Raw genomic sequence first — 25,864 nt, 5'->3', positions numbered from 1 at the left:
TCCCACTCCTTACTGGTTTGCTAGCTGTGGATCGATGAACGCTAATAATGCACTCACACCTACATAAGATAAACCTAAGAAAATAGCTAATGTTACATAAGTAGAGATTCTTTGTGAACGTGGAGATACTGTAATTCCCCAGCTGATGCAGAATGTCCATAGTCCATTTGCAAAGTGGAAAATTGTTGAAACAACACCAACTAAGTAGAATGCAAACATAGCTGGATTGTTTAAAATATCTGCCATCATATCATAGTTTACCTCTTTACCTAACATTGCTTGAATACGAGTTTCCCAGACGTGCCAAGAAATGAAGATCAGCGTAACGATACCTGAAATTCTTTGGAAAACGAACATCCAGTTACGGAAATAACCGTAAGAAACCGCATTGTTCTTAGCTGTAAATGCAATATATAAGCCATATATAGCATGGTACAGTATCGGTAAAAAGATGATGAAAATTTCTAGCGCATACCGGAATGGAAGGAGCTCCATAAAGCCTGCAGCTTTGTTAAAAGCCTCTGCTCCTCGTGTTGCAAAGTTGTTTACAATTAAATGTTGCGTCAAAAAGACACCAACCGGGATGACCCCCATTAATGAGTGCCACTTACGAAACGTATACTCGCGGCCTTTCATGTCCCCATTACCCCCCTTGAATGTTTGACTGCTGTTTTCAGATTAGTTTATGACAATAATGTTTTTTCACTATTGGCATAAGAAAAACTGAAAAAATTATTCGAAATATTTCAGCATAATTTGATACCAAGTTCATTTTACTCCTATTTTTGTCGAAGCGTCAAGAAAACGTATACATAATTTGCATATAATTTGCCAATTCTTTTTTTCTTCTTATATATTCAGATTTTCCTAAAGAAAAATCTGTTTTTATAAATGTGAAATGTTATATAATAATCCCTATAGAAAGAGGGGAATATTGTGAGTAAACATACAATCGATACAACATCTTTAGAAGATGTTTCATTGAACGCCTTCGCTTATGAATTGCTACGTGAAGAATTACTACCTGATTTAATCGGCAACGATTTAGATGGTATTTTATACTGGTCTGGTAGAAACCTTGCAAGAAAATATCCGCTAGAAACAATTGAAGAAGTCATTCAGTTCTTTGAAAAGGCTGGCTGGGGCACTTTAAGCATTGTTGAACATAAGCGTCGTGAAATGCAGTTCCAACTTAAAGGCACACTCATCGCAGAACGTCAAAAACAAAAACGACATTCTTCTTATCAACTAGAAGCCGGATTCATCGCTGAACAAATCCAAAAGCAACGGAACGTCGTTGCAGAGTCATACGAAGAAAAGAAAAAACGTTCTGACTCTATTACATTTCTTGTAAAATGGGATATAAAAGATCTCATTGAAGTGTAATCATTACCTACAGTCAACTAGACATATCAGTTTAGTTGACTTTTTTGTATTTTCATTCAGATGCATTTATTTTAAATCTTCAGAAATTATACCAAAAAACAGAAGACGTTGTAAACTACAACGTCTTCTTATCTGTTAAATACGTATAAATCGTCTCCGCGACATTTTTCGGCATACCCGCTTCGACAAATTCCTCTATAGAAGCTTCTTTCATCTTCTTTAATGAACCAAAATGTTTTAACAATACCTTTTTCCGTTTATCACCGATTCCTGGAATATCATCCAATGCTGATTGAATGACAGATTTCCCGTGTAATTGACGATGGAATGTAATCGCAAATCGATGCACCTCATCTTGAATACGCTGCAATAAATAAAATTCTTGGCTATTTCTCTCAAGCATCACAGGTTCCGGTGGATCCCCAATAATTAAATGGGAGGTTTTATGTTTATCATCTTTTACAAGACCTGCCATCGGAATATATAATCCGAGCTCATTCTCTAAAATATCACTTGCAGCCGCTAGATGGCCTTTTCCTCCATCAATAATAATCAAATCAGGTAAAGGTGAATTTTCTTTAAGCGCCCTTGTATAACGGCGCCTCACAACTTCTCTCATAGACTCATAATCATCTGGTCCTTGAACCGTTTTAATTTTATATTTTCGATACTCTTTCTTCGCCGGTTTCCCATCGATAAAAGCAATCATTGCAGAAACGGGATTTGTTCCTTGAATATTTGAGTTATCAAACGCTTCAATACGATATGGCGTTTCAATCCCAAGCTGCTTCCCTAAATGATCTACCGCTTTAATCGTTCGTTCTTCATCACGTTCAATTAAGTAAAACTTCTCTTCAAGAGCAATCTTCGCATTTTTATTTGCCAATTCTACAAGGTCTTTTTTCTTACCACGTTTCGGCTGCGTCGCTTCCACTTCTAAAAAGCGCTCTACTAATTCCGAGTCTATACTTCCTGGAACGACAATTTCCTTCGGCTTAAAATGACTACTGTTTTCATAAAATTGGCCGATAAACGTTAAAAAACCCTCTTCTGGTTCATCGTAAATTGGAAACATAGAAACATCACGTTCAATTAGCTTTCCTTTTCGAACGAAGAAAACTTGAACACACATCCATCCTTTATCCACTGCATATCCAAACACATCACGATCCACTAAGTCACTCATAATCATCTTTTGCTTTTCCATAATCGCATCAATATGAGCAATTTGATCACGCAACTCTTTTGCACGTTCAAACTCTAGTTTCTCTGAGGCCTCATACATTTTTATTTCTAGTTCTGAACGAACTTCTTTATGTCCACCATTTAAAAACTTAATAATTTCATCTACAATTTCTTTATTTTGTTCTTCCGTCACTTCTTTCACACAAGGCGCTAAACATTGACCCATATGATAATACAAACAAACTTTATCTGGCATATTCGTGCATTTCCGAAGTGGATACATACGATCTAGCAGTTTTTTCGTTTCATGAGCAGATTGTGCATTTGGATAAGGACCAAAATATTTCCCCTTATCTTTTTTTACGTTTCGAGTAATGAGTAAGCGAGGTTGCTTCTCCGCTGTAATTTTAATAAAAGGATATGTTTTATCATCTTTTAATTGAATATTATATTTCGGATCATATTTTTTAATTAGATTTAACTCTAAAATAAGTGCTTCTAAATTCGAAGAAGTTACAATATATTCAAAATCAACAATTTCTCCTACAAGCCGCAGTGTTTTCCCATCATGTGAACCAGTAAAGTACGAGCGCACACGATTTTTAAGCACTTTTGCCTTTCCTACATATATAACCGTTCCTTGCTTATCTTTCATCAAATAACAACCAGGTTGATCTGGTAAAATAGCCAACTTCTCTTTCAAATGTTCGTGCACTCGTCTCCCTCCATTTCTACATACTTAGCATTTTTATTTTCCCTTGAAAACATACTATGCCCAAACACCCAACATACGTTCTTTTATTGTAACGGAAAGACTGTAAAAAAGAAAATAAAAAAAGCTACCAAATGGTAGCTTTTTTTATTTTAGAAGTGTTTAGAAACTAATTCTACTAACGCTTCTTTCGGTTTGTAACCTAACGCTTGATCAACTACTTTACCGTCTTTTAATACGAAAAGAGCTGGAATGCTCATTACTTCGAATTGACGAGCAGTTTCTTGGTTTTCATCAACGTCTACTTTTACTACTTTTACTTTTTCGCCTAGTTCTGCATCGATTTCCTCTAATACAGGAGCGATCATTTTACAAGGTCCACACCAAGGTGCCCAGAAATCTAATAATACAACACCTTCGCTAGTTTCAGCTGCGAAGCTTTGGTCATTTGCGTTTACAATTGCCATTTTATTTCCTCCTTCAAGTATATTCTACCAAGAGTATATCATTAACTTATATACGTGGCGAATAATATGTATCGTTATGTATTGTAACAAAAAAATGTTCCTTTATACTATATAAAAATACGGATTAAATACTAAAAAGATGAGAGACAGGGGATCTCTCACCTTTTTCTATATATAGGGGTACTTCACTTGGAACTCAAGGGTACTAAAATCATGAATGTACTTTTAACTTTTTAAACTCTTCTGTTAAAAGAGGTACAACTTCGAATAAGTCACCGACAATACCGTAGTCAGCTACTTTAAAGATACTTGCTTCTGGATCTTTATTAATCGCAACGATTATTTTTGAGTTAGACATACCTGCTAAATGCTGAATCGCACCAGAAATACCACATGCAATGTATAAGTCTGGGGTAACAACTTTACCAGTTTGACCAATTTGTAATGAGTAATCACAGTATTCAGCGTCACAAGCACCACGAGATGCCCCAACAGCGCCGCCTAGTACGTCAGCTAACTCTTTTAATGGTTTAAAGCCTTCTTCACTCTTCACACCGCGTCCACCAGCGATAATAACTTTCGCTTCAGAAAGATCCACACCTTCTGCTGTTTTACGGACAACATCTTGAATGATTGTACGTAAATCTTTCACATCAACTGTAATAGAAGATACGTCACCGCTGCGAGACTCATCTTTTTCCAGAGTTGCAATGTTATTTGGACGCACTGTCGCAAATAAGATGCCGTCTGTTACAATCTTCTTCTCGAATGCTTTACCTGAGTAAATTGGACGAGTGAAGATAACATTTCCACCTTCAACCTCTAAAGCAGTTACGTCAGAAATTAAACCAGCTTCAAGCTTCGCTGCTAATTTTGGTGATAAATCTTTGCCAAGTGCTGTATGTCCAAAGACAATACCTTCTGGATTTTCTTCAGCATGTACAGCTAAAAACGCTTGTGCATAACCATCAGATGTATATGATTTTAATTTATCATTTTCAACTGTCACAACGCGATCTGCACCGTAATGAATCAATTCATTTGCAAAAGAGGCAACGCTGTCTCCAATTAGAAGACCTACTACTTCACCGCCTTCTGCAATTGTTTTTGCTGCTGCTACCGCTTCAAAAGAAACGTTACGTAGCGATCCATCACGAACTTCACCCATTACTAATACTTTACGAGCCATAGATTTTCCCTCCTGCATATATAATTTCGTATTTTATTAGATTACTTTCGCTTCTGTATGGAGCAACGATACAAGTTCTTTTACTTGATCTTGCAGCTCGCCTTGTAACACTTTTCCTGCATCTTTCTTAGGAGGCAAATAGATTTCAATTGTTTTTGTCTTTGCTTCCACATCATCTTCTTCTAAATCTAAATCATCTAATTCTAATTCTTCTAGCGGCTTTTTCTTCGCTTTCATAATACCTGGAAGCGATGGGTAACGCGGTTCATTTAAACCTTGCTGTGCTGTTACTAAAACTGGTAATGAAGTCGCAATCACTTCTGTATCACCTTCAACATCACGCTCAATCTTCACATTTGTACCGTCAATTTCAAGTTTTGTAATTGTCGTTACATACGGAATATTTAACGCTTCAGCTACGCGTGGTCCTACTTGTCCAGATGCACCATCAATTGCAACGTTTCCCCCTAAAATTAAATCTGCATCTTTATCTTTTAAATATTCAGCAAGCACTTTTGCTGTCGTGAACTGGTCACCATTTTCTACGTCATCTTCAATATTAATTAATACAGCTTTATCACAGCCCATTGCTAATGCAGTACGAAGTTCTTTCTCACTATCTTCGCCACCGACTGTTACAACTGTAACTTCTCCACCTTGTGCGTCTCTTACTTGAATTGCTTCTTCAATTGCATATTCATCGTAAGGGTTGATGATGAATTCCGCTTCGCCATCGTAAATTGCACCGTTTTTAATTACGATTTTTTCTTCTGTATCAAATGTTCGTTTCATGAGTACGTAGATGTTCATTCCATTTACCCCCTTGTTTTTCAGAAAGATTCTATCAATTTTAATTTTCTGTTAATTTATATTAAAAAAATAATTGAACTACCTGCCACTAAATGAAGGTTTACGCTTTTCTAAAAATGCAGCTACACCTTCTCTTCCATCTTCACTCGTAAATACTTCACCAAAAATCTGTGATTCACGTTGTACACCTTCATAGTAATGAGACGATTTTGTCGTTTGCAATAACTCTAGTACAGCACGAGTTGTTGCTGGACTTTTTCCAGCAATTTGTTTTGCAACTTTAAGCGTATCATCTAAAAGAGATTCTTCAGAGAACAATCCGTTAACAAGTCCCCACTTTAATGCTTCTGCACCAGTAATTGGTGTGCTTGTTAACATCATTTCACAAGCTTTCGCTTTCCCAACATAACGTGGTAAGCGCTGTGTACCTGCAAAGCCAGGAATTAATCCAAGTGTTAATTCAGGTAAACCAAGTTTTGCACTTTCAGTTGCAAAGCGCATGTGGCAAGACATAGCAAACTCAAGGCCGCCGCCCAGTGCCGCTCCATGAATTGCCGCAATAACTGGTTTTGAACATTTTTCAACACGCTCAAACGTAACTTGTCCAAGCTGTGCTAATTCTGTTGCTTGCTTCGCTTCAGTAACAGATGTAAATTCTTTAATATCTGCTCCCGCTGAGAAGAAACGTCCTTCACCATGAATAACAACAACACGAATGTTATCATCCTTTTCCACTTGATCAATTAATTCAGTAACGTCATGCATAACTTGTGAAGACATCGCATTCGCTGGTGCGTGATTTAACGTCGCCACCGCGATATGATCTTCAACTCTTACAGATAGGAATTTCAACATGATCCCTCCCATTATTGACGATAACCACAAGCTGCAATAAGTAGCCCGTGTACCGTTTTTGAAAGTGCGACCAGATCATACTTATGATCGCTCATTACCCAATTGGTCACAACTTCATCCACTGTTCCAAAGATCATTTGTCTTGCCACGCGAACATTTAAATCTGCTTGAAATTCACCTTGTTTTATACCAGTCTCTAAAATCTCATCCATAACTTGTAAGTAGCCTTTTAATACTTCATTTATTTTAAGGCGCAAGTCTTGATTGGACTGCCTCAGCTCTAATTGCGTAACGATAGCAAGAGGATCATTTTGCGACAACAGCAAGAAGTGCGTTTCTACCAACATGAATAACTTCGATACAGCGCTTTCAATTCCTGCTGTTTTTTGACGAATTGTTTCGACAAATTCTCCCATCTTCTCTTGGAATAAGGATATTAATATATCTTCTTTATTTTTAAAATATAAATAAATCGTGCCATCAGCTACCCCAGCTTGCTTTGCGATTTTAGAAACTTGCGCTTGGTGGTACCCATTCTCCGCAATCACAATGACTGCCGCATCAATAATTTGATTGTATTTCGGTCTATTTTTCTTCACTTTACTGTCCCCTTCAAGAAGATGACTGAATGAATAGTCATTCATATTCTTATAATACTGACTATTTAGAAAAGTGTCAATCCTATTTTTTCAAAAAGAAAGGGCCTTAGCCCGTTTGCTCATCCTCATTCTTTCTCTTCTCTTCATCTATTAGAACACGGCGCAAAATTTTCCCTACTGTCGTTTTTGGCAATTCATCTCTAAACTCATATACTTTCGGCACTTTATAAGCCGCTAAATATTTACGTGCAAACTGATTTAATTCTTCCTCAGAGCACTCCGTACCTTCTTTTAACACAACAAATGCTTTAACTGTCTCTCCTCGGTACGGATCTGGAACTCCAATTGTCACTACTTCTTGCACTTTTTCATGCTCATATAATACTTCTTCAACTTCACGAGGATACACATTAAATCCACTCGCGACAATCATATCTTTCTTGCGATCTTTTACATAGAAAAATCCATCTTCATCCATGTAGCCAACATCACCTGTATGGAGCCAGCCATCTTGCAATACAGCCGCTGTTTCCTCTGGCTTATTCCAGTATCCTTTCATAATTTGAGGACCTTTCACTACAATTTCCCCTATTTCTCCTGGCGGTAATGCCTCACCAGTCTCAAGTGACATAATGATCGCTTCTGTATCTGGCCACGGAACTCCAATGCTACCTGGCACTCGCTTTTCCCATAAAAAATTACTATGTGTAACTGGAGAGGATTCTGTTAAACCATATCCCTCTACTAGTTTACCACCTGTAACTGTTTCGAACTTTTCCTGTACTTCTACTGGCAGTGGTGCTGATCCACTAATACAAGCACGAATAGAAGAAATATCGTATTCTTTTAAAAGTGGGCTATTTAAAAGAGCGATATAAATAGTTGGTGCCCCTGGAAATAGTGTCACTTTATGCTTCTTAATCGCTTCAAAAACCATTTTCATATCAAACTTTGGAATAAGGACCATTTTGTATCCTTGCATAACACTCAAATTCATAACAGCCGTCATGCCGTACACGTGGAAAAATGGAAGAACCCCAAGAACGACTTCTTCTCCTTCTTTGCAATTATATAACCATTGAACTCCCATTAACGTGTTAGAGACGAGGTTTTTATGCGTTAACATAACGCCTTTCGGAAATCCGGTTGTTCCTCCTGTGTACTGTAAAAGAGCTAGATCATTTTCAGGATCACAAGGCTCCTCAACATCCGTATTCACTTCTTTTTCTACTGAATTCCAAAGATGAATCGTTTCACTCTCTGATACTTTCACAACTAAATTTGACTGTTTTTTCTGCACAAATGGATACAATAGATTTTTAGGGAATGGTAAAAAGTCCGCAATACGAGTTACGATAATATGCTCAATTTTTGTAGCAGATTGAACATTCGTTACTCTTGGAAACACTAAATCGAGACAAAGAATTACTTTTGCTCCCGAGTCATGAAGCTGATATTCTAATTCTCTCTCTGTATACAGTGGATTTGTTTGTACTACGATACCTCCCGCAAGTAATGTGCCGTAATAACCAATTACAGCTTGCGGACAATTCGGCAACATAATAGCAACTCGATCACCCTTTTCCACACCGAGCTTTTGAAGATAATTTGCAAACCTCTTCACCTTATCATGGAAGTCCGAAAACGTAATATCCTTCCCTAAAAAGTGAAGCGCTTTCTTTTCTGGGTAGCGAGAAGCCATCTGTTCTACATATCTATGAAGCGGCTGAATATCATAAGAAATCGTACTCGGAATTTCCTCTGGATAACTTTTCAACCATGGTTTTTCCACCTTCATTCCCCCTTCAAATACATAAAAATAAATGAATGTTCATTCATGATGGTTATTTTCATTATATTATAGTCACCATAGCGTTACAATCATAATATTCTGACTTTTGTATAACTATGCTTTACTTCATTAACTTCTTATTATATGTAGAAACTCTCTTAATCTTAAAAGAGTAAGAGAGTTATAGTTTAACTTAATCTTATTATCGTTAACACTGCTCCTGGAGTAGTTGTTGATAATGTTGCGACAGCTAACAAACCAAATAATTGCAAGCTAATAGCATCTCCTGCTGCGAGAGTTGTAATGATTGTTGCACTAAATGATGTGGTTGCTACCGCAGGAGCATTAATCGTCCCAGCAAGTGCCCCTCCATTAATTGTAATCCGTGAACTGACTAATAATGAAGCCGTTATATTAATTGTATATGAAATATAATAATTACCAGCATTTGCAACCGTAAATACTGTGTTTCCACCAGAAACAGTAATTCCTGGACCGATGTTTTGATTATTTGGAAGCGGGACATTCGTTCCACCAAGAACTACAGATATCGCTGTTCCCGACGTATTATTTGCAAATGCATATGTCGCCGTGATACTTGTACCTGTTGCTCCGGTTGGACCTGTTGAACCCGTTGATCCTGTTGATCCCGTCGGACCTGTTGATCCCGTTGGACCTGTTGATCCCGTCGGACCTGTTGATCCCGTCGCTCCTGTTGGACCTGTTGATCCCGTTGGACCTGTTGATCCCGTCGGACCTGTTGATCCCGTTGGACCTGTTGCTCCCGTTGATCCTGTTGGACCTGTTGCTCCCGTCGGACCTGTTGATCCCGTCGGACCTGTTGCTCCTGTTGAACCCGTTGATCCTGTTGCTCCCGTTGCTCCCGTTGCTCCCGTCGGACCTGTTGCTCCTGTTGAACCTGTCGCTCCGGTTGGACCTGTTGAACCCGTTGATCCTGTTGCTCCCGTTGATCCCGTTGGACCTGTTGAACCCGTTGGACCTGTTGGACCTGTTGCTCCTGTTGCTCCCGTTGCTCCGGTTGGACCTGTTGCTCCTGTTGCTCCCGTCGGACCTGTTGAACCCGTCGGACCTGTTGCTCCTGTTGAACCCGTTGAACCCGTTGATCCCGTTGGACCTGTTGCTCCCGTCGGACCTGTTGAACCTGTCGCTCCGGTTGGACCTGTTGAACCCGTTGATCCTGTTGAACCGGTTGATCCCGTTGGACCTGTTGAACCCATTGGACCTGTTGGACCTGTTGGACCTGTTGGACCTGTTGGACCTGTTGGACCAAGCTTAGGGACTGTCCCATCACAACTAAAACAACACGAATCAACATGTACACCATTTTGATTATTACAACTACAATATCCATTTGTATTATTGAGCCATGAAGACATGTTGATTCCTTCCTTCAAATTCAATCTTATAAGTACAAGTAAGAAATTAAAAAACATTTATCAAATCAGACCGAAAGCTTTATTCAGTGGAGATAAATATAGATTTATCCCGTACATTCTAATAATTATTACATGCGATACTATCTCCTTTTGCTTGTACTTTCGCCTCTCTAGTTAAATGAAATTCCTTTTCTAAATTCTTCATACACATATGGATTTTAATCTTACATAACGATATTCGTATAATTCGTTATTTTTCAGCAAAATTTTAAAAATATAATTACGAATAAAAAACTTATTTTGGGAAAGAAGATGAAGAAAATTCTTAGTATTTTCATGGTTGTTCTTCTATTCGCTGTTGAATGCGGACAGCAAAAAAGAGGAGAAAAAGGTAACAACGATAGAAGATAAAAAGCAAACTATAACAATTAAACATACTGAAGGGGAAACAAAATTAGATAAACCGGCGAAAAAAGTTGCTATACTTGGAACACCTTATTTCTTATGGTTGATGAGGAAAAGTGGGAAGAAAGTTAATTAAAAGACGACTTCATATATGTGAAGCCGTCTTTTCCTATTATGGCAGAAAATTAATATAGGCTTTGTACATAATATATATAACAAGTGAATACATGATTATATTGAATACACTTCGTTTTAAAGTTAACTTTCTCTTTAATTTCTTATCTTGTAATCTCAATTCTATTCCATTTGCTATTTTCAACCTACCTACTATTTGAAATAACTCTCTGTAATCATCAGCATTTCCCAATAATACGTATTCCTTATCATTTTTATACTTTATATGCAGAAACTCGCTTCCACCTTTACGGTCTAATATTGTTTTCATATTGTAGCAATGCTTAATTAATTATTTCTTGTGGAACAGGGATTATATTATCTCTCACGAATTTAATCTATGAACAAAAATAGGAGGGATAACTATGTACCAAACAATTGAAGGCTTTTTACAATCATGGACATACGAGGCTGAGTCTACTCAGAAAATGCTTGATTCATTAACCGATGCATCTTTATCACAGGAAATTGCACCTGGGCACTGGACGTTAGGAAGAATTGCTTGGCACATCGTGACGGCAGTTCCTGTGATACTATCTGGCACAGGGCTAAAGTTTGAAGGAGAAACGAAAGATTATCCTGTTCCAACTTCTGCAAAAACAATTGCAGATGAATACCGTAAAGTAAACGCGGCTTTTGTTGAAACACTTCAAAGTAAATGGACTGATAAAGACTTAGCTACTATTAATGACTTCTTTGGTCGCCCTATGCCGAATTCTATATTTTTAATGACACTCATTAATCATCAAAATCACCACCGCGGACAAATGACGGTTTTAATGCGACAAGCTGGCTTAACAGTTCCTGGCGTATATGGCCCCGCAAAAGAAGAATGGGCTGCGGCTGGAATGGAAGCTCCTAAAATGTAACGACAAAAAAGACAAGATGTTTACATATCTTGTCTTTTTCTGTAACTTGTTTCATGTGAAACTATTTTTTCTTAATAGTTGTTTTATGGAAAAGATAGGTTAAAATGAATACATACTATGAAGAGGAGTAACCAAATTGAATACAAAGAATAAAAAAATAGCTATGGGCACTATTTTATTAACTTCTATTATTGGAGTTATTAGTGTATCTCTTTATTTCACCTATTATGGTACCCCTTGGGGAAAACAAGCAGCAATTACGGAATCAAAAGAATATATTACAAAATATTTTAATCTAGATGCAGAAGTCAAAAACACTTCTTACGATGCTAAAATGAATAGCTATGCAATCGCCTTTGAAACAAGTGGAGACGGAGAGTTTACTATCGAATATAAAAGTCCTAATAACTTTAACATTTCTCCAGGAGTGCAAAAGTATTTAAGCACACACTCTAAATTTACAGAGTAGTACCGAAACATACATATACAAAAAAGAGTTGGTGTAACGCCAACTCTTTTTCTTATTCTTTTCATACAGTTATATCTTCCTTCTCTATATTTTTAATGCCGTAATATGCAATCACAACTCCAATTGCCGCCAATGCTAGTTGAAGGGGAAGTAAAGTTGCTGTAGGAAACTCTGGGTTGGTATTCATTGCAATTGAGACAACGATAAGAGATGAAACAATTGTAGTTGGCACTGAACGTTTACGCATTCCGAAATATAATGGGATTAAACTCATCCCCGCAGTTGCAATGGCTAAAGGAACTAGTTTTATTCCTTCTTGCACCAATTGATCTACTGTGAATGAATGAGGAATAATTGAAAAACAACTATCTATCCCAAAGAAAATTCCTACTACTAAAATGTTAGATACAATAACTGTTATAAATGTTACTATCGCTGTAATAGCCAACTTACTAGCCATCATTTTCTTTCGATTAATGGGATAAGAAAACATGAGTAGTATTGTTTTATTTTTATATTCGTCAATTATTAACCTTGCTATTAATACACTACCAAAAATAATAAATGTTGCTCTTACTACTGTACTAGCCATTAACAAAATCATCTGCGGATCTCTTATTTCTGGATCTCCTTCTATTTGTGCAATGAAACTAACAAAAATTAATAATGCCAGTATAATAATATTTGCAATAACTGCCCCCCTCACATACCATCCAAACTTAAACTTCTTCAATTCTAACTTCATAAGACGTAGCATGATATTCCTCCTTCCTCCTTGGACTTAATCAATATAAATGACTCCTGTTTCACTTAAAATCTTCGCTTCATTTTTTGCATCACCAATCGTTCCTACTTTTATTTTGTCTGTATTTTTATCTTTCTTAAGTCCTTTTAAATCCACTATTACGTCAGCCGAATTACTTTTAGCCATAAGCTTCAATGATGCAGGGACACCTTTATACCGTACGCCAATATCACCTGATTTTGTTTCTATAAATAATGATTTTCCTTCTGTCATATCTTTCAGTAATACTTCCCCAGATGTTGATGTGATGTTCATATTTGAGTTACTTACATTTGTTATATAGTTATCACCAGTCGTAGACTTTATATTTAATTCTTGTACTGAACTACCTTTTAAAACTAACTCTCCACTTTGCGATATGAATTCACCTTTCTCGGCTGATAGTCCTACAATCATTTCATCTCCAGACTTGCCTTTTGTCATGATATTTTTTACTACTATATCTCTTATTTTCACATCACCCGATTTATTATTTAATGCAATTTTATCTATTTCTTTCTTCGGAATAGCTATAGATATACTATTTTTCTTCCTAAACGTGAAACCATTAAAAAATCTGTTCATCTTTTGTTTTTGTTTAATCACAATTTTATTTTCATCATTTTCTATTTTGACAGGATCTATCTCTTTATCTACTTGTTCACCTTGAGCGGAAATTACTATTTTATTAGCGTCTGTACTTTTAAATTCAAGATTCCAGTTTTCATTATCTACTTCTATTTCTTTTATATTATTTATCTCAAAAGACTTTTCTTTCTTAAAACCTTTCCCCTGAAACACCTTAAAACCAAAAACCGCACTAGCAATTGTAATGAATAATATTGCAATTACTATTATCTTTTTCACCATTCATACCCCAGTTCATTGTTGTTTTAAGCTTGCTTCACACCACATCAATCTTATCGATTTTACGATATGAAAGATAACTGATGAAAATTCCTAATAAACAGAGCACTATTGGGATAGCTATAAAATTAAACAGACTTACTTGACCGTTTCCAGGACCAAAGTTACTACTAATTAGCATTCCGATTATTACTGCAGAAGTAATTGTTGTGGGTGTCGATTTCTTTCTCATCCCAAAAAATAAAGGAATTAAACTTATACCAGATATCATAAATGCACTTATAAAAGTAGTTGGAACGATAGATATTATTTCACCTATCGTAGCTGGTGTTTCAATCAGTCCCATCATTGGACTCACAAAATATACAAGCAAACTGATACTGAAAGTAGCGATAATCGTGCTCACAAAACAAAAACAAAAAACAATTGTTAATTTCGCCCTCATTAGCATTTTCCTTTGCAGCGGGTACATAAACGATAATTGCATCGTTTTGTTCTTATACTCATCAATTACTAAACGTGATAAAATGACCGAACTAAAAATAATGAATGTTATCCTAATAAAAGTGTTTATTAAAACCATTTGTTGCGTGAAGTCAAAGAAGAGCACGTCTCCCTCGGCTTTCATTCCCAACGCCATAAGGCTTACTGCAGCGAAAATTGCTATAATACAAATTGCTACCCCTTTAAAGTAACTAGATAATTTATGTTTCTTCCATTCGAGCTTCATTAATCTAAGCATACAAACCACTCCTCCATTCTTTATATAACTGTCTTTATGCTGCTAACATTCTAATTCCAGCAGTAACGAAGCTTAACATTCCTATTACTATTAGAATTAACAACCATTTCCGCTCAGGTTTTCTATAATATAAAATCCCACTTATGAACATTACGATCAATCCACTTAGTAGATTCACTAACAATCCATTAAGCATGAATGCCCTCTCCATCCATTACATTTAAGAAATATTCTTCTAAGGAACTATGTTTCTTATTAATACTTTCAATTTCCACATCGTTCATAATAAGTGCTTTTGAAATGGCCTGCTGAGACGCTAACGTATCATACACACGAATCATGGTTCCACTCATTATTTTGTAGTTTTTTATACCAAGTTTATCTTCTAAAATATAAGCTGCACGTTTCACATCAGGAACAGTGATTTCAATGTACTCTGTTTGTTTTCCGTTAATACTCTTCATTGAAACTTCTTTTATTAGTTTTCCATTTTGAATCACACCAATTGTATCGGCCATTAGTTCCATTTCACCTAAAATATGACTAGAAACTAATAATGTAATGCCATATTCTTTGCAGAGCATTTTAAATAAGTCTCGTAACTCTTTAATACCAATTGGATCTAAACCGTTAATTGGTTCATCTAAAATGAGCAATTCTGGCTTTGTCACGATTGCTCTTGCAATACCGAGTCGTTGTTTCATTCCTAATGAAAAATCTTTTACTTTTTTATTATCTACCCCTTGTAGTTTCACTAAATGTAAAGCATGGTCAATTGCATTTTTATCGTAGTAGCCCATGTATTCACAATGTAGGTCTAAGTTTTCTTTCGCCGTTAATTTATCATAAAAGATTGGGTATTCAATAATTGTCCCCATTCTTTTTAATACTTCATAAGATGTATCTGTTAATTTCTCACCGAAGATTTCAATATCACCACTCGTCGGTTTTATTAAATTTGTAATCATTTTCATAATCGTTGTTTTACCAGCACCGTTTGGTCCTAAAAAACCGTAAATTTCTCCTTTTTTCACATGCATGTTAACACCGGAAATAACTTCTTTCCCTTTAAACACCTTCGTTAACTGGTTTGTTTTTAATATATATGTCATGTTACTTTCCCCTTTCGCAATACTCTATATTTCTATAATAGACAACGGAAATCTCTTTTTTCTTACCCGTTTCTTACAAATTCCTTACGCTGAAAAAAAGCTTGTAGAATCTACTGCTCTACAAGCTAAAACTGTATCTTTATTAATGCAATTGTAAAAATTGTTTTTTCATACGGTTTACTAGAAAGATGAATTTTTCCGTCCATCGCTTCCACAAGCCGTTTCGTAATCGTTAATCCTAGACCGCTTCCTTGGTACAATCTATTTCTTGAATCTTCAAGTGTGTACATACGCTCAAACACTTTATCAATATGAGATTCATCAATCCCTTTTCCTTTATCCCATACATCTATATACACGCCCGTGTCATCATCTCTTAACGTCATACCGAGTGCCTTTCCATCGTCTCCATATGTAATTGCATTTGATATTAAATTATTCAATACCCTACCTAATACTTCTACATTTCCAAGTGCATATATATTTCTTTCTGGTATATCAATATGAACCTGAAAACCTTTCGTCGTCACTAAATCATAAAATGATAAAATCTTCTCGCGGCAAACTTCATTCATATTTATTTTTGTCATTTCAATTGCTTTGTCACCAGATTCTAATTTCGCTAAATCAAAAAACTTATGAATTAATTCCATCACTTCTAGTGTTTTCGTATGCACTTTCTCAAGTAATATTTGTTGTTCTTCTTTATTTATCGTTTTATCCTTATTTAACATTTCTGTATATCCAAGAATAACTGTTAGTGGTGTTTTCAAGTCATGCGAAATATTTGAAAGCATTTTTCTCATCGAAATTTCTACTTTTGCATGATCTGCATTCGTTTTCTGTTTTGCATCTAATAATTGATTAATCGCCACTAATAATTTTTGCAATTCTAGATCATCTGTCATAACGAGTAACGTCTCACCTGTTTTTTCATTTACAATACTTTCTAACTTTTCATATGTGTATCGTAAATTTTTACTACTATTTTTTCTCATTTTATATTGCATATAAATAACACATAACAATATAAAAATAATACCTATTAACAAATTGATCATATTACATCACTTCCAGCTTATAGCCGATGCCCCATAGCGTTTTAATATATTCTGGATTAGATGGATCACTTTCGATTTTCTCACGCAATCTTCTCATATGAACATTAATAACGTTATCGTCACCGTAATACTCTTCATTCCAAACTAACGTATATATTTGCGCTTTCGTAAATACACGATTTTGGTTCTTTACGAATAGCTTTAAAATCTCAAATTCTTTTAAAGTAAGTTTGAGAGGCTTCCCGTTTTTTTCTACAGTAAAATTAATTGGATCAATTGTTAAATCACCAATTTGAATCATTTTTTCTATTGTTTCTGTAGCCGAGTATTTCGTAGACCTCCGAATACCTGCTTTTACACGTGCAGCCAATTCAATCATAGAAAACGGCTTACAAATGTAATCATCTGCTCCAAGTCCTAATCCAACAGCTTTATCAACATCTGTATCTTTTGCCGACATCATTAAAATCGGAACTGCACTTTTTTCTCGAATGATTCGTACAACCTCTAAGCCATCTAGCTTTGGCATCATAATGTCAAGGATAATCAAATCAAATGAACCTTTTAAATATGTGTTCACGCCTTCTTCTCCATCAGACGCAATCGTAACTTGAAAGCCTTCCTTTATTAAATACTTTTCCACCATCTCTTGAATTGAGATATCATCTTCAACTAATAAAATATGATGTGACATATGTCTATCCCCTTTTTACAAACGTTAACAATCCAATTGTATCGTAACTACTACAGACTGGAAACAATTATATGAATTTTCAAACCAACTTCCCTTCCTTCCTTAACAATGATATGATGAAATTCACTACGATTGTTCATAATTAACTTTATATAAAGGAGACTTATCATGTCAGAAAACAAAAAAGTAAGCTTAGCTGATTTAATGCGTGAACAACTTGCTAAGAAAAAGCAAGGAAATGGAAATGGTCAAAATGCAAAAAATCAAAGCCAAGAAACAAAAAAATTACAAAACCAACAAACAAAGAAAACAAACAACCAACGTAGACGTACAGGTGTATAAATGAACGGACAAAAACGTTCTAATATCGCCCCCGGTCTTGAAGTTGATATTGTATTAAAACAAGATCAACGAACAGGCAAATTAACACGTGGAATTGTAAAAGATATTTTAACAAACTCCCCTTCCCATCCGCATGGCATTAAAGTGCGATTGCAGGACGGGCAAGTCGGTAGAGTACAAAATATCGTTCAATAAGAAAAGGAGCTCAAGTAAACTCGAGCTCCTTTTCTTTATTAACCTTTAATTTTCTCGATGAAAACTACTTTTAAGTAGTCTCCTTCTTTAAATTGATCAATGGTACGGAAATCTTCTGGTAAAGAATGTTCTTCTAATATTTTATATTTGCCATTCATTTCTTTAAAGGCTGTATCGATAAAGCCTTTAAACTTTTTCATATCGAATGCGCTACAATTTGTAGAAGCAACGATAATACCGTTATTTTCTGTAATAGCAATTGTTTCTTTTAATAAATTTTTATAATCTTTTGCTGCACTAAATGTATATTTTTTTGAGCGTGCAAAGCTTGGAGGGTCAAGTACGACCATATCAAATTTCATTTTTTTCTTCGCTGCATATTTGAAGTAAAGAAATACATCTTCTACAATAATATCTTGCGCTTCATAATCAACTTCATTTACACTAAACTGCTCAATCGTTTTACTTAAACTACGATTTGCAAGGTCAACACTCGTCGTTTTACTCGCTCCGCCAAGCGCTGCAAATACAGAGAAAGCACCTGTATAAGAGAACATATTTAACACTGTTCTTCCTTTTGCATATTTATCACGAATTTGTTTTCGAACGTTACGTTGATCTAAAAATACCCCAACCATTGCCCCATCATTTAAATAAACCGCAAAGTTTACACCGTTCTCTTTTACGATAAGTGGGAACTCGCCGCGCTCTCCTGCTACGAAATCATCACCCTCAATATATTTCCCTTTCGTATCAAAACGCTTTTTCTCATAAATACCTTTAAAGTTTGCTACTTTTTGAAGAGCGGCTATAATCTCATCTCTGAAAGTATAAATCCCTTCACTATACCAACTTACTACGTAGTAGCCATCATAATAATCGATAATTAGTCCTCCAAGACCATCACCTTCACCATTCACCACACGGAATGCTGTCGTATCACTTGATTTGTAAAATTGCTTTCGTTTATGTAAGGCAGATTTTATTTTACTTTCAAAGAAAGATTGATTAATTTGTTCACTCTCTTTTCTTGTTAAAATCCAGCCGTATCCTTTATTTTGTTTTCCATAATAGCCTTTTCCGACAAAGTGGTTCTTCTCATCTACTACTTTAATGATTGTTCCTTCTTCACGAACATCATTTAAATTTTGAATCGCATCTTTTAAAATAAGCGGATATCCACTTTTAATTTCTTTTATAAATTTCGGTTTTATTTTTACAGTTACTTCTGATCGCATATAATAACTTCCTTTCCATTTGCATGCTTTCTCTATAGGAAGCATTTGAAAAACGAGACTGAAAAAACAGCCTCGTTTCACTATACCATATTATTGCTTTGCTAGTACAACTCGCTCATTCTCTCACTTAACTGCCACATATTTACTACATTTTGAACTGGAAATCTTACTGTCCAATATAATATAAAAAACTTTTATATTTCACATTTAGCATTGACAATGATAATGATTTTCATTATCATTTAATGTATATGAGTTCTTGAAAATATAGCTACATTTATAGGAGGAATAAACATGATTATTGTTACAAATACAGCTAAAATTAAAAAGGGAAATGGACATAAATTAATTGAGCGTTTTAATAAAGTAGGTAAAGTTGAAACGATGCCAGGCTTTTTAGGTCTAGAAGTTCTTTTAACGCAAAATACAGTTGATTATGATGAAGTAACAATTAGCACTCGCTGGAATGCAAAAGAAGATTTCCAAGGTTGGACAAAGAGCGCTGCATTTAAAGATGCTCACTCACACCAAGGCGGAATGCCAGAATATATTCTTGATAATAAAATTGCTTACTATGATGTAAAAGTTGTACGTATGCCAATGGCTGCAGCACAGTAAAAACAGTCCTTTTTTAAAGTATAGAATATGAGAAGCGTTATCTATCACTTCTCATATTCTATACTTTTTTCTTTAATTTCTTTTTACTAATTTTGCGTGTACAACTAGCCTTCCAGCCTCTGGATCAAGCGCATAATCACAAGTAGAAAGTGTTACGATTTCATCATTAGCCGTCAATTCCGTATCCGTTTTGTACAGTGATTTTTCTTGAATTTCCTTTAAGAACGATGTATATGCTGCATCATTTTCAAAATCCGTTTCAATGTAATAAAAGTCCGTTGTTGTCGTGTATACTGAAAAAACTTCCACGTCGTATCCTTCAAATAATGTATCGTAATATAATTTACGATGAGACATAAAAAAGTCTTCATCCAACATCTTTTTTAAACTACCAAACATAGAACCGTCTTTCATACGATGGCCATATAAAATCGTATTTCGATTTTGAGATTTCACATCATTACGATGGTCCATAAAAATGCTTCCCGCTCTCATATCTTCACCTTTATAATTACGAAATAAATAGTAATCATTATCTTTTGCTTGAACGATTGGATAATTAATTTGTGTATCATCCATTGTAATCCATCCGACTATCTCTGGATTAATTTTCTGGAGATCCTGAAACTGTTTACGTACCTCTCCATCTTCTGATTTTTCTTCCATTGGACTTCTTTTATAAATATGTTGTGCCTCAGCCATTACTTTACGATTTTCATAATAATCCATGAAAATCCCGCCCAACTCATACATTGAATAGAAAAAGATTCCTAAAAACACAATTGTAAGTATGCGTTGAAAAAAAGAATTCTTTTTCCGTCCTTTCTTACTATTCAAATTATCACCTCAAAACGGATTATGCTCAGCTTTTAGATTCCCATAGGTACCATGTACAATCCGGTATCTTCATCCTGCTTTACAATGACATCTACACCATATATTGCTTTAACCATTTCTTCTGTTATTACATCATTAGGATTACCTTTCGTAATGATTTCTCCATCTTTCATAACGATAATATGGTCGCTATAACGAATGGCTTGATTAATATCATGTAATACCATTACAATCGTTAGTCCATGCACTTCATTTAACTCTTTCACTAACTCTAATATTTCTAGCTGATAGTAAATATCTAAATATGTGGTCGGCTCATCTAAGAAGAGCATTGGTGTATTTTGAGCTAATGTCATTGCGATCCAAACTCGCTGCCTCTCTCCACCAGATAAAGCATAAATTGGCTTATCACGCTTACTTTGTAAATTCGTACATACTAGCGCACGCTCAATCGCTTCTCTATCTTCATCTGTTTGCGAAGAGAATATATTTTTATATGGCATACGCCCGAAGCTTATTAGCTTTTCCACTGTAATATCTGCTGGAGCCTCATTTTGTTGATGGACAACCGCTAGTTTTCTAGCAAACTCTTTCGGTTTATATTCACTAATCGCTTTCCCATCAAGTATTACTTCTCCACTGCTAGGAGCGTGGTTTCTAGACATGACACTAAGTAATGTTGATTTCCCACATCCATTCGGTCCAATGATTGTTGTAATTTTCCCAATTTCTATTTCACTACTAACAGACTTTAATCGATTTGTTACGTTATCGTATGAAAAGGTTACATTTTTAATTTCCATGAACTTTATCACTCTTTCTAAGCAAGAATATTAAGAATGGACCACCAATAACCGCCATAATTGTTGCTGCTGGAATTTCGTTAGGTGGCACAATTAACCTTCCAATCGTATCTGCCGTCAAAATTAATAACGCCCCTGCAAGAGCAGAAAATGGAATTAATACTTTATGGTCTGAACCGACTAATTGTCTTGAAATATGCGGAACTAGTAATCCTACGAAAGCAATAACACCTGCAATCGCTGTTGATACTGCCGCTAAGAGTACTGCAATGGCAGAAATAATAAGACGAACTCTCGTCACGTGCAAGCCTAAGTTTTTCGCAGTCTTATCTTGTAGCGATAATAAGTTACACCAAGCTCCTACGAACAGAGCAAGAATAAGACCAATCGTTCCATAAGTCACCATTATTTCTACATCGCCCCACGTCTTCATTGTTATGTTAGAAGTCGTCGTTTGCTTAATACTCTTAATAAAATACCCACAAATCGTAACGAATGATTCATTTAACCCAGTAAACATTGCATTAATGGCAATACCAATTAAAATAATGCGAAGCGGGCTTAATCCTGACTTCCATGAAAACGAATAAACGAGATAACACGCAAACGCACCACCTAAAAAGGCGAATACGGGTGTCCAGAAAAAGAATTGCGGGAACAACGTAATAATAACGAGTGTCATAAAACTAGCTCCTGAAGATATACCGATTACCCCAGCATCAGCGAGTGGATTTTTCATAACAGCTTGAAAAAGCACACCTGAAACAGCGAGAGCCGCTCCAGTGAACAACGCAATAATAATACGCGGAAAACGTAAATCTTTAATGACTTCAACATCTTCATTTCCACCTGTAAATATCCCTTGTACAAGTTCAACAATACCTACTTCTAAACTACCTTTCATCGCTGACAATGATGTCATAACAATAAGCAATGCAGTAACAATGAGGAAACTCCAAGTTTTTTTATTCATTCTACTCTTCCTTTATATTAAAATGCATCACGGATACATCATTTTTTTCAATTCATCTAATGCTTCAATTGCTGCTAAATTACCTGTCGTTCCAAATAAACGCTCTTCTAAATCGTAAACACGGTTATTTTTAACCGCAGCAAAGTGTTTCCAAATATCATTTGTTTTAAATTCTTTATCAAACATTTTTACAACTTCATCAGGCATACCATGAGCTGCTCGTAAAATAATATCTGGATCAGCTTTCTTTAAATACTCTGTATTAGAAGCTAAATATTCTACTTGTTCACCTTGAACAATATTTTTACCACCTAGTTGTTTCACTAAATCTCCAATATAAGAATGCTCTGTTGCTACTAAATAACTTCCCGGCACACCTAATAAAATAAGCACTGTCGGTTCTTTCTTTCCTTTTACTTCTTTTTGAATGCTAGCAACCTTTTTATCTAATTTAGTTACTACTGCTTCGGCCTGTTTTTCACGCCCATATTTCTTACCTAAATCGCTAATAGAACTTTGCATATTTTTCAAACTCGTTAAATCTAAAAAGTTTGCTTTCATACCCACACCATCAAAAACTGGCTTTAATTCATATTCAAGTGTTGTCACAGATAACACTTCTGAAGGCTTTAATGACTTTACCTTTTCCATATCTGGACTCATTGGATTCCCAACTTCAGGTAAACCTTTATATCGCTTCGGTAAAGTTTTAGAACTTGTTGGAACGCCGACTAAATCTACTTCTAACGCATCCATAATTTCAGTAACAGCCACTGTTGTTGCAACAACGTGCTCTTTACTTTCACTCTTTACCTGCTTTGCTGATTCTTTTTTTGGTGATGAGCACCCGGCTATACCCATTAACAAAATGATAGCCATTAGTACACTTGCAATTTTCTTCACTCTCAATCACCACTCCTTTCCATACAATATGAAACAAGTCTTGATGCACGCGAACATGCATCAAGACTCCAAAAATTACAATCTACCTGCTCTATATTTACGAACTAGTAAAGCAAGTGAACCTAGCAGTAACACCATGTATAAACCAAGTTGTGCTGTATCTGCAGTTTTTGAGTTTTTCTCTTTTTTTGAATCATTTTTTGTATCTTCTTTTTTCTTCTGACCATCTGCATTTCGGTTAAAATCAGGAGTACCTACTGTTTTTACATTATCTACTTTCGGTGTAGTCACTGGATTTTTCGGTTCATTTTTCGGTTCCTCTTTAATAGTTCCTAACGCGCCGATATTATTTGTATCAAATTGAATTTGTACATCGTAGAAATGATGGTAGTTCATCTCATCGATGTCTACCTTTACTTTTGCGTTTAATTTTTTAAATAGATCTTCTACTTCAAACTGTACTACTCGCGTATTTGCATTTTTATCTTCGCTTACTACTTTCGCATCAGCGAATAGTTCATTGTTTTCCGCTTGGAATTTCGTAATCCACGCACTATTTTTCAGCGTCATCTCAATATATTTTTTACCATCTTTTACGATTAATTTCGCTGGATTTACAACATAGTCATTCATCTTTGAAATCTCATCTGTTTTATCTTTTAATACTTTAAATGTAATATCATATTGGCCATCTACTAAATTTTCCGGATCAACTATTACTCTCGGTTTATTATTTTCATCTTGGTTGTTGTTTCCACCTTGGTTGTCGTTTCCGCCTTGGTTGTCGTTTCCGCCTTGGTTGTTGTTTCCGCCTTGGTTGTTGTTTCCGCCTTGGTTGTTGTTTCCGCCTTGGTTGTTGTTTCCGCCTTGGCTATCTAACGGCTTAATGCTACCTTTATCAAATGCAAATTGAATATCGTAAAAATGGTGATAATTCATTGAATCGATATCTACTTTTACTTTTGCATTTAACTTTTTTGATAAATCTGGTACTTCTACTTCCACTACGCGTGTATCAGCTTTTTTATCTTCACTTATTACATGTGCATCAACAAACGAACCATTTTTCTCAAATTCAAATTTTGTAATCCAAGAACTGTTCGTTAACGTAAATGATACATACTTCTTACCATCTTTTACTTTTAGCACACCTGGACTTTTTGTATATGTGTTCATCATTGAAATTTCGTCTGTTTGATCTTTTAATGCTTTGAAATTGATGCTGTATTCACCATCTTTAATTGTTTCAGCATCTGGTTTTTTATTTTCATCTGGTTTTTCTACTTCTGGTTTTTCTACTTCCGGTTTTTCTGCTTCTGGTTTTTCTACTTCCGGTTTTTCTACTTCCGGTTTTTCTGCTTCTGGTTTTTCTGCTTCTGGTTTTTCTACTTCTGGTTGTTTCTCTTCATTTTTAATTTGTTCAAGTTTATCTTGTTCAAATAAAAGTTGTACATCATGCGTTTGCTTATAATTTCTTGATGCCATTTCGATAAATACTTTTGTATTTAGTTTTTTAGATAAATCGTTTACTTCAAACTCTACTACTCTTGTATCTTTTTCCGTATCCTCACTTACTACTTTTGCATCAACAAATGTGCCATCTTTTTCCGTTTGAAAATTTTTAATTAATGAGCTACTTTTTAATGTTACAATTGCTTTTTTCTTACCGTTTTCTACTTTTAATACTCCTGGATTTACCATGTAAGTATTCATCTTAGATTCTTCATCTGTTTGATCTTTTAACACTTTAAATGGAATGCTGTACGCACCATCTGTAATTGTGTTAGAATTTGGTTGTTGATCTGGGTCAGGCTTTTGGTCGGGCTTCTGACTTGGATCCGGTTTTTCATTTGGATCTGGCTTATTAGCTGGGTCCTCTTTTTCATTTGGTTGTTCCACATGAATTGGTGTAATACTATTTTGATCAAATGCAATACGAACGTCGTACTCATGATGATAATTTAAAAAATCAATATCTACTTTTACTTTTGCATTTAATACCTTCTCTACATCTTCTACATCAAATTCTACTACTCTTGTATCTTTTTCTTTATCTTCACTAATTACATTTGTCGCAACTAGCTTACCTGCTTTTTCTGTTTCAAACTTCGTAATCCATGAACTATTCGTTAATGTAAAGGATACTTTCTTTTTCCCATCCTTCACTTTTAAAGTCCCTGGGCTTACTGAATATTGATTCATCATCGATTCTTCATCTGATGTATCTTTTAAAACTTTGAACCCAATTGAATATTCACCGTCAGCCAACTTGGTAGCTGCTTGAACTGCAAGTGGTTGTAATGTTGATACGAATGTAAATATCATTAAAAACATAGCAACAATAATTTTTGTATACCTGTTCAATGGAACGACTCTCCCTTTTGAA

The 25,864-nt window shown here is 35.4% G+C and carries 28 protein-coding genes and 2 pseudogenes; 7 read left to right on the top strand and 23 right to left on the bottom strand.

What is annotated here, in order from left to right:
- Positions 1 to 9 precede the first annotated feature (9 nt).
- Positions 10 to 636 carry a succinate dehydrogenase cytochrome B558 gene (gene sdhC / locus ACQGSG_RS01070; protein ID WP_000678354.1) on the bottom strand — a complete coding sequence of 209 codons (627 nt, stop codon included), beginning with the start codon at positions 634 to 636 and terminating at the stop codon, positions 10 to 12.
- Positions 637 to 936: 300 nt separating this feature from the next.
- On the opposite strand from sdhC, the gene ACQGSG_RS01065 reads away from it, so the two are divergent.
- Positions 937 to 1,386, top strand: a complete 450-nt coding sequence (locus ACQGSG_RS01065; protein ID WP_246961347.1) for a YslB family protein — start codon at positions 937 to 939, stop codon at positions 1,384 to 1,386.
- Between the two features lie 115 nt (positions 1,387 to 1,501).
- Here the strand turns inward: ACQGSG_RS01065 and uvrC are convergent, their stop codons facing one another.
- The 8 genes from uvrC to ACQGSG_RS01025 all read right to left on the bottom strand — a co-directional run bounded on the left by uvrC (position 1,502) and on the right by ACQGSG_RS01025 (position 10,392).
- Positions 1,502 to 3,286 (bottom strand): excinuclease ABC subunit C, encoded by a 1,785-nt coding sequence (gene uvrC / locus ACQGSG_RS01060; protein WP_000544296.1) that lies wholly within the window; start codon positions 3,284 to 3,286, stop codon positions 1,502 to 1,504.
- A gap of 149 nt (positions 3,287 to 3,435) precedes the next feature.
- Complete coding sequence (gene trxA / locus ACQGSG_RS01055) at positions 3,436 to 3,750, bottom strand: thioredoxin (RefSeq protein WP_001018943.1); 315 nt, start codon at positions 3,748 to 3,750, stop codon at positions 3,436 to 3,438.
- Positions 3,751 to 3,961: 211 nt separating this feature from the next.
- Positions 3,962 to 4,939, bottom strand: coding sequence for an electron transfer flavoprotein subunit alpha (gene etfA / locus ACQGSG_RS01050; protein WP_000101943.1), 978 nt, complete (start codon positions 4,937 to 4,939; stop codon positions 3,962 to 3,964).
- A gap of 36 nt (positions 4,940 to 4,975) precedes the next feature.
- A complete protein-coding gene (gene etfB / locus ACQGSG_RS01045; RefSeq protein WP_001029028.1) occupies positions 4,976 to 5,749 on the bottom strand; it encodes an electron transfer flavoprotein subunit beta in 774 nt (257 codons plus the stop codon).
- Positions 5,750 to 5,827: 78 nt separating this feature from the next.
- Entirely contained in the window at positions 5,828 to 6,604 is a 777-nt protein-coding gene (locus ACQGSG_RS01040) for an enoyl-CoA hydratase (protein ID WP_000911292.1), read from the bottom strand.
- A gap of 11 nt (positions 6,605 to 6,615) precedes the next feature.
- Complete coding sequence (locus ACQGSG_RS01035; RefSeq protein WP_000742223.1) at positions 6,616 to 7,203, bottom strand: TetR/AcrR family transcriptional regulator; 588 nt, start codon at positions 7,201 to 7,203, stop codon at positions 6,616 to 6,618.
- 106 nt (positions 7,204 to 7,309) lie between these two features.
- A complete protein-coding gene (locus tag ACQGSG_RS01030; RefSeq protein WP_000414742.1) occupies positions 7,310 to 8,995 on the bottom strand; it encodes a long-chain-fatty-acid--CoA ligase in 1,686 nt (561 codons plus the stop codon).
- A 188-nt stretch (positions 8,996 to 9,183) separates the two neighbouring features.
- Positions 9,184 to 10,392: a BclA C-terminal domain-containing protein gene (locus ACQGSG_RS01025; protein ID WP_426947011.1), complete on the bottom strand. Its 1,209-nt coding sequence runs from the start codon at positions 10,390 to 10,392 to the stop codon at positions 9,184 to 9,186.
- Positions 10,393 to 10,704: 312 nt separating this feature from the next.
- On the opposite strand from ACQGSG_RS01025, the pseudogene ACQGSG_RS01020 reads away from it, so the two are divergent.
- Positions 10,705 to 10,891, top strand: a pseudogene (locus tag ACQGSG_RS01020) (ABC transporter substrate-binding protein); the annotation flags it as partial.
- Positions 10,892 to 10,969: 78 nt separating this feature from the next.
- Here the strand turns inward: ACQGSG_RS01020 and ACQGSG_RS01015 are convergent.
- Positions 10,970 to 11,242: pseudogene (locus ACQGSG_RS01015) on the bottom strand (septation ring formation regulator EzrA); the annotation flags it as partial.
- Between the two features lie 94 nt (positions 11,243 to 11,336).
- On the opposite strand from ACQGSG_RS01015, the gene ACQGSG_RS01010 reads away from it, so the two are divergent.
- A complete protein-coding gene (locus tag ACQGSG_RS01010; RefSeq protein WP_000284977.1) occupies positions 11,337 to 11,840 on the top strand; it encodes a DinB family protein in 504 nt (167 codons plus the stop codon).
- Positions 11,841 to 11,976: 136 nt separating this feature from the next.
- Complete coding sequence (locus ACQGSG_RS01005; protein ID WP_001093293.1) at positions 11,977 to 12,309, top strand: hypothetical protein; 333 nt, start codon at positions 11,977 to 11,979, stop codon at positions 12,307 to 12,309.
- Positions 12,310 to 12,370: 61 nt separating this feature from the next.
- On the opposite strand, the gene ACQGSG_RS01000 is transcribed toward ACQGSG_RS01005, so the two are convergent.
- The 7 genes from ACQGSG_RS01000 to ACQGSG_RS00970 form a co-directional block, all read right to left on the bottom strand.
- The gene (locus ACQGSG_RS01000; protein WP_000945178.1) at positions 12,371 to 13,066 is read right to left on the bottom strand and encodes an ABC transporter permease; all 696 of its coding nucleotides are present in this window, start codon (positions 13,064 to 13,066) and stop codon (positions 12,371 to 12,373) included.
- A 24-nt stretch (positions 13,067 to 13,090) separates the two neighbouring features.
- On the bottom strand, positions 13,091 to 13,963 hold the full coding sequence (locus ACQGSG_RS00995; protein ID WP_134995798.1) for a DUF4097 family beta strand repeat-containing protein: 873 nt from the start codon (positions 13,961 to 13,963) through the stop codon (positions 13,091 to 13,093).
- 34 nt (positions 13,964 to 13,997) lie between these two features.
- Entirely contained in the window at positions 13,998 to 14,702 is a 705-nt protein-coding gene (locus ACQGSG_RS00990) for an ABC transporter permease (RefSeq protein WP_000945212.1), read from the bottom strand.
- Between the two features lie 34 nt (positions 14,703 to 14,736).
- The gene (locus ACQGSG_RS00985) at positions 14,737 to 14,898 is read right to left on the bottom strand and encodes a hypothetical protein (RefSeq protein WP_000931763.1); all 162 of its coding nucleotides are present in this window, start codon (positions 14,896 to 14,898) and stop codon (positions 14,737 to 14,739) included.
- A complete protein-coding gene (locus tag ACQGSG_RS00980; RefSeq protein WP_000221066.1) occupies positions 14,891 to 15,814 on the bottom strand; it encodes an ABC transporter ATP-binding protein in 924 nt (307 codons plus the stop codon). The genes ACQGSG_RS00985 and ACQGSG_RS00980 overlap by 8 nt, the downstream gene beginning before the upstream one ends.
- Before the next feature lie 125 nt (positions 15,815 to 15,939).
- Entirely contained in the window at positions 15,940 to 16,875 is a 936-nt protein-coding gene (locus ACQGSG_RS00975; protein ID WP_000609140.1) for a HAMP domain-containing histidine kinase, read from the bottom strand.
- A gap of 1 nt (position 16,876) precedes the next feature.
- Entirely contained in the window at positions 16,877 to 17,569 is a 693-nt protein-coding gene (locus ACQGSG_RS00970) for a response regulator transcription factor (RefSeq protein ID WP_000018029.1), read from the bottom strand.
- Between the two features lie 168 nt (positions 17,570 to 17,737).
- Between ACQGSG_RS00970 and ACQGSG_RS00965 the strand changes: the two genes are divergently transcribed.
- Both ACQGSG_RS00965 and ACQGSG_RS00960 read left to right on the top strand, forming a co-directional pair.
- A complete protein-coding gene (locus tag ACQGSG_RS00965) occupies positions 17,738 to 17,911 on the top strand; it encodes a hypothetical protein (RefSeq protein WP_001293578.1) in 174 nt (57 codons plus the stop codon).
- Entirely contained in the window at positions 17,912 to 18,106 is a 195-nt protein-coding gene (locus ACQGSG_RS00960) for a YwbE family protein (RefSeq protein WP_001014310.1), read from the top strand.
- A 38-nt stretch (positions 18,107 to 18,144) separates the two neighbouring features.
- Here the strand turns inward: ACQGSG_RS00960 and ACQGSG_RS00955 are convergent, their stop codons facing one another.
- Positions 18,145 to 19,344 carry a class I SAM-dependent rRNA methyltransferase gene (locus tag ACQGSG_RS00955; RefSeq protein ID WP_087875794.1) on the bottom strand — a complete coding sequence of 400 codons (1,200 nt, stop codon included), beginning with the start codon at positions 19,342 to 19,344 and terminating at the stop codon, positions 18,145 to 18,147.
- 294 nt (positions 19,345 to 19,638) lie between these two features.
- Here ACQGSG_RS00955 and isdG point away from each other — a divergent pair, with 294 nt between their 5' ends.
- Positions 19,639 to 19,962 carry a heme oxygenase gene (gene isdG / locus ACQGSG_RS00950; protein ID WP_098295404.1) on the top strand — a complete coding sequence of 108 codons (324 nt, stop codon included), beginning with the start codon at positions 19,639 to 19,641 and terminating at the stop codon, positions 19,960 to 19,962.
- Between the two features lie 72 nt (positions 19,963 to 20,034).
- Here isdG and srtB read toward each other — a convergent pair whose 3' ends face one another.
- The 5 genes from srtB to ACQGSG_RS00925 all read right to left on the bottom strand — a co-directional run bounded on the left by srtB (position 20,035) and on the right by ACQGSG_RS00925 (position 25,842).
- On the bottom strand, positions 20,035 to 20,799 hold the full coding sequence (srtB, locus tag ACQGSG_RS00945) for a class B sortase (protein WP_001086122.1): 765 nt from the start codon (positions 20,797 to 20,799) through the stop codon (positions 20,035 to 20,037).
- 32 nt (positions 20,800 to 20,831) lie between these two features.
- Entirely contained in the window at positions 20,832 to 21,602 is a 771-nt protein-coding gene (locus tag ACQGSG_RS00940; protein ID WP_044306745.1) for an ABC transporter ATP-binding protein, read from the bottom strand.
- Positions 21,592 to 22,575 (bottom strand): FecCD family ABC transporter permease, encoded by a 984-nt coding sequence (locus ACQGSG_RS00935; protein WP_001036841.1) that lies wholly within the window; start codon positions 22,573 to 22,575, stop codon positions 21,592 to 21,594. Before ACQGSG_RS00935 ends, ACQGSG_RS00940 begins: the two co-directional genes overlap by 11 nt.
- Positions 22,576 to 22,602: 27 nt before the next feature.
- A complete protein-coding gene (gene isdE, locus ACQGSG_RS00930; RefSeq protein WP_002101379.1) occupies positions 22,603 to 23,484 on the bottom strand; it encodes a heme ABC transporter substrate-binding protein IsdE in 882 nt (293 codons plus the stop codon).
- A gap of 69 nt (positions 23,485 to 23,553) precedes the next feature.
- On the bottom strand, positions 23,554 to 25,842 hold the full coding sequence (locus ACQGSG_RS00925) for an NEAT domain-containing protein (RefSeq protein WP_426947010.1): 2,289 nt from the start codon (positions 25,840 to 25,842) through the stop codon (positions 23,554 to 23,556).
- Positions 25,843 to 25,864: the final 22 nt, after the last annotated feature.

This window comes from Bacillus sp. GMa5/1, assembly GCF_050172015.1.
Lineage (GTDB): Bacteria > Bacillota > Bacilli > Bacillales > Bacillaceae_G > Bacillus_A > Bacillus_A cereus.
The sequence above is the reverse complement of the archived record's forward strand: the minus strand, read 5'-3'. Positions and strand labels throughout refer to the sequence as shown.

Bases quoted from the DNA above. Each gene is read 5' to 3' on its own strand.
- sdhC (WP_000678354.1), bottom strand. From the start codon at position 636: ATGAAAGGCCGCGAGTATACGTTTCGTAAGTGGCACTCATTAATGGGG.
- trxA (WP_001018943.1), bottom strand. From the start codon at position 3,750: ATGGCAATTGTAAACGCAAATGACCAAAGCTTCGCAGCTGAAACTAGC.
- etfA (WP_000101943.1), bottom strand. From the start codon at position 4,939: ATGGCTCGTAAAGTATTAGTAATGGGTGAAGTTCGTGATGGATCGCTA.
- etfB (WP_001029028.1), bottom strand. From the start codon at position 5,749: ATGAACATCTACGTACTCATGAAACGAACATTTGATACAGAAGAAAAA.
- ACQGSG_RS01040 (WP_000911292.1), bottom strand. From the start codon at position 6,604: ATGTTGAAATTCCTATCTGTAAGAGTTGAAGATCATATCGCGGTGGCG.
- ACQGSG_RS01025 (WP_426947011.1), bottom strand. From the start codon at position 10,392: ATGTCTTCATGGCTCAATAATACAAATGGATATTGTAGTTGTAATAAT.
- ACQGSG_RS01010 (WP_000284977.1), top strand. From the start codon at position 11,337: ATGTACCAAACAATTGAAGGCTTTTTACAATCATGGACATACGAGGCT.
- ACQGSG_RS01000 (WP_000945178.1), bottom strand. From the start codon at position 13,066: ATGCTACGTCTTATGAAGTTAGAATTGAAGAAGTTTAAGTTTGGATGG.
- ACQGSG_RS00995 (WP_134995798.1), bottom strand. From the start codon at position 13,963: ATGGTGAAAAAGATAATAGTAATTGCAATATTATTCATTACAATTGCT.
- ACQGSG_RS00990 (WP_000945212.1), bottom strand. From the start codon at position 14,702: ATGCTTAGATTAATGAAGCTCGAATGGAAGAAACATAAATTATCTAGT.
- ACQGSG_RS00985 (WP_000931763.1), bottom strand. From the start codon at position 14,898: ATGCTTAATGGATTGTTAGTGAATCTACTAAGTGGATTGATCGTAATG.
- ACQGSG_RS00980 (WP_000221066.1), bottom strand. From the start codon at position 15,814: ATGACATATATATTAAAAACAAACCAGTTAACGAAGGTGTTTAAAGGG.
- ACQGSG_RS00975 (WP_000609140.1), bottom strand. From the start codon at position 16,875: ATGATCAATTTGTTAATAGGTATTATTTTTATATTGTTATGTGTTATT.
- ACQGSG_RS00970 (WP_000018029.1), bottom strand. From the start codon at position 17,569: ATGTCACATCATATTTTATTAGTTGAAGATGATATCTCAATTCAAGAG.
- ACQGSG_RS00965 (WP_001293578.1), top strand. From the start codon at position 17,738: ATGTCAGAAAACAAAAAAGTAAGCTTAGCTGATTTAATGCGTGAACAA.
- ACQGSG_RS00960 (WP_001014310.1), top strand. From the start codon at position 17,912: ATGAACGGACAAAAACGTTCTAATATCGCCCCCGGTCTTGAAGTTGAT.
- ACQGSG_RS00955 (WP_087875794.1), bottom strand. From the start codon at position 19,344: ATGCGATCAGAAGTAACTGTAAAAATAAAACCGAAATTTATAAAAGAA.
- isdG (WP_098295404.1), top strand. From the start codon at position 19,639: ATGATTATTGTTACAAATACAGCTAAAATTAAAAAGGGAAATGGACAT.
- ACQGSG_RS00940 (WP_044306745.1), bottom strand. From the start codon at position 21,602: ATGGAAATTAAAAATGTAACCTTTTCATACGATAACGTAACAAATCGA.
- ACQGSG_RS00935 (WP_001036841.1), bottom strand. From the start codon at position 22,575: ATGAATAAAAAAACTTGGAGTTTCCTCATTGTTACTGCATTGCTTATT.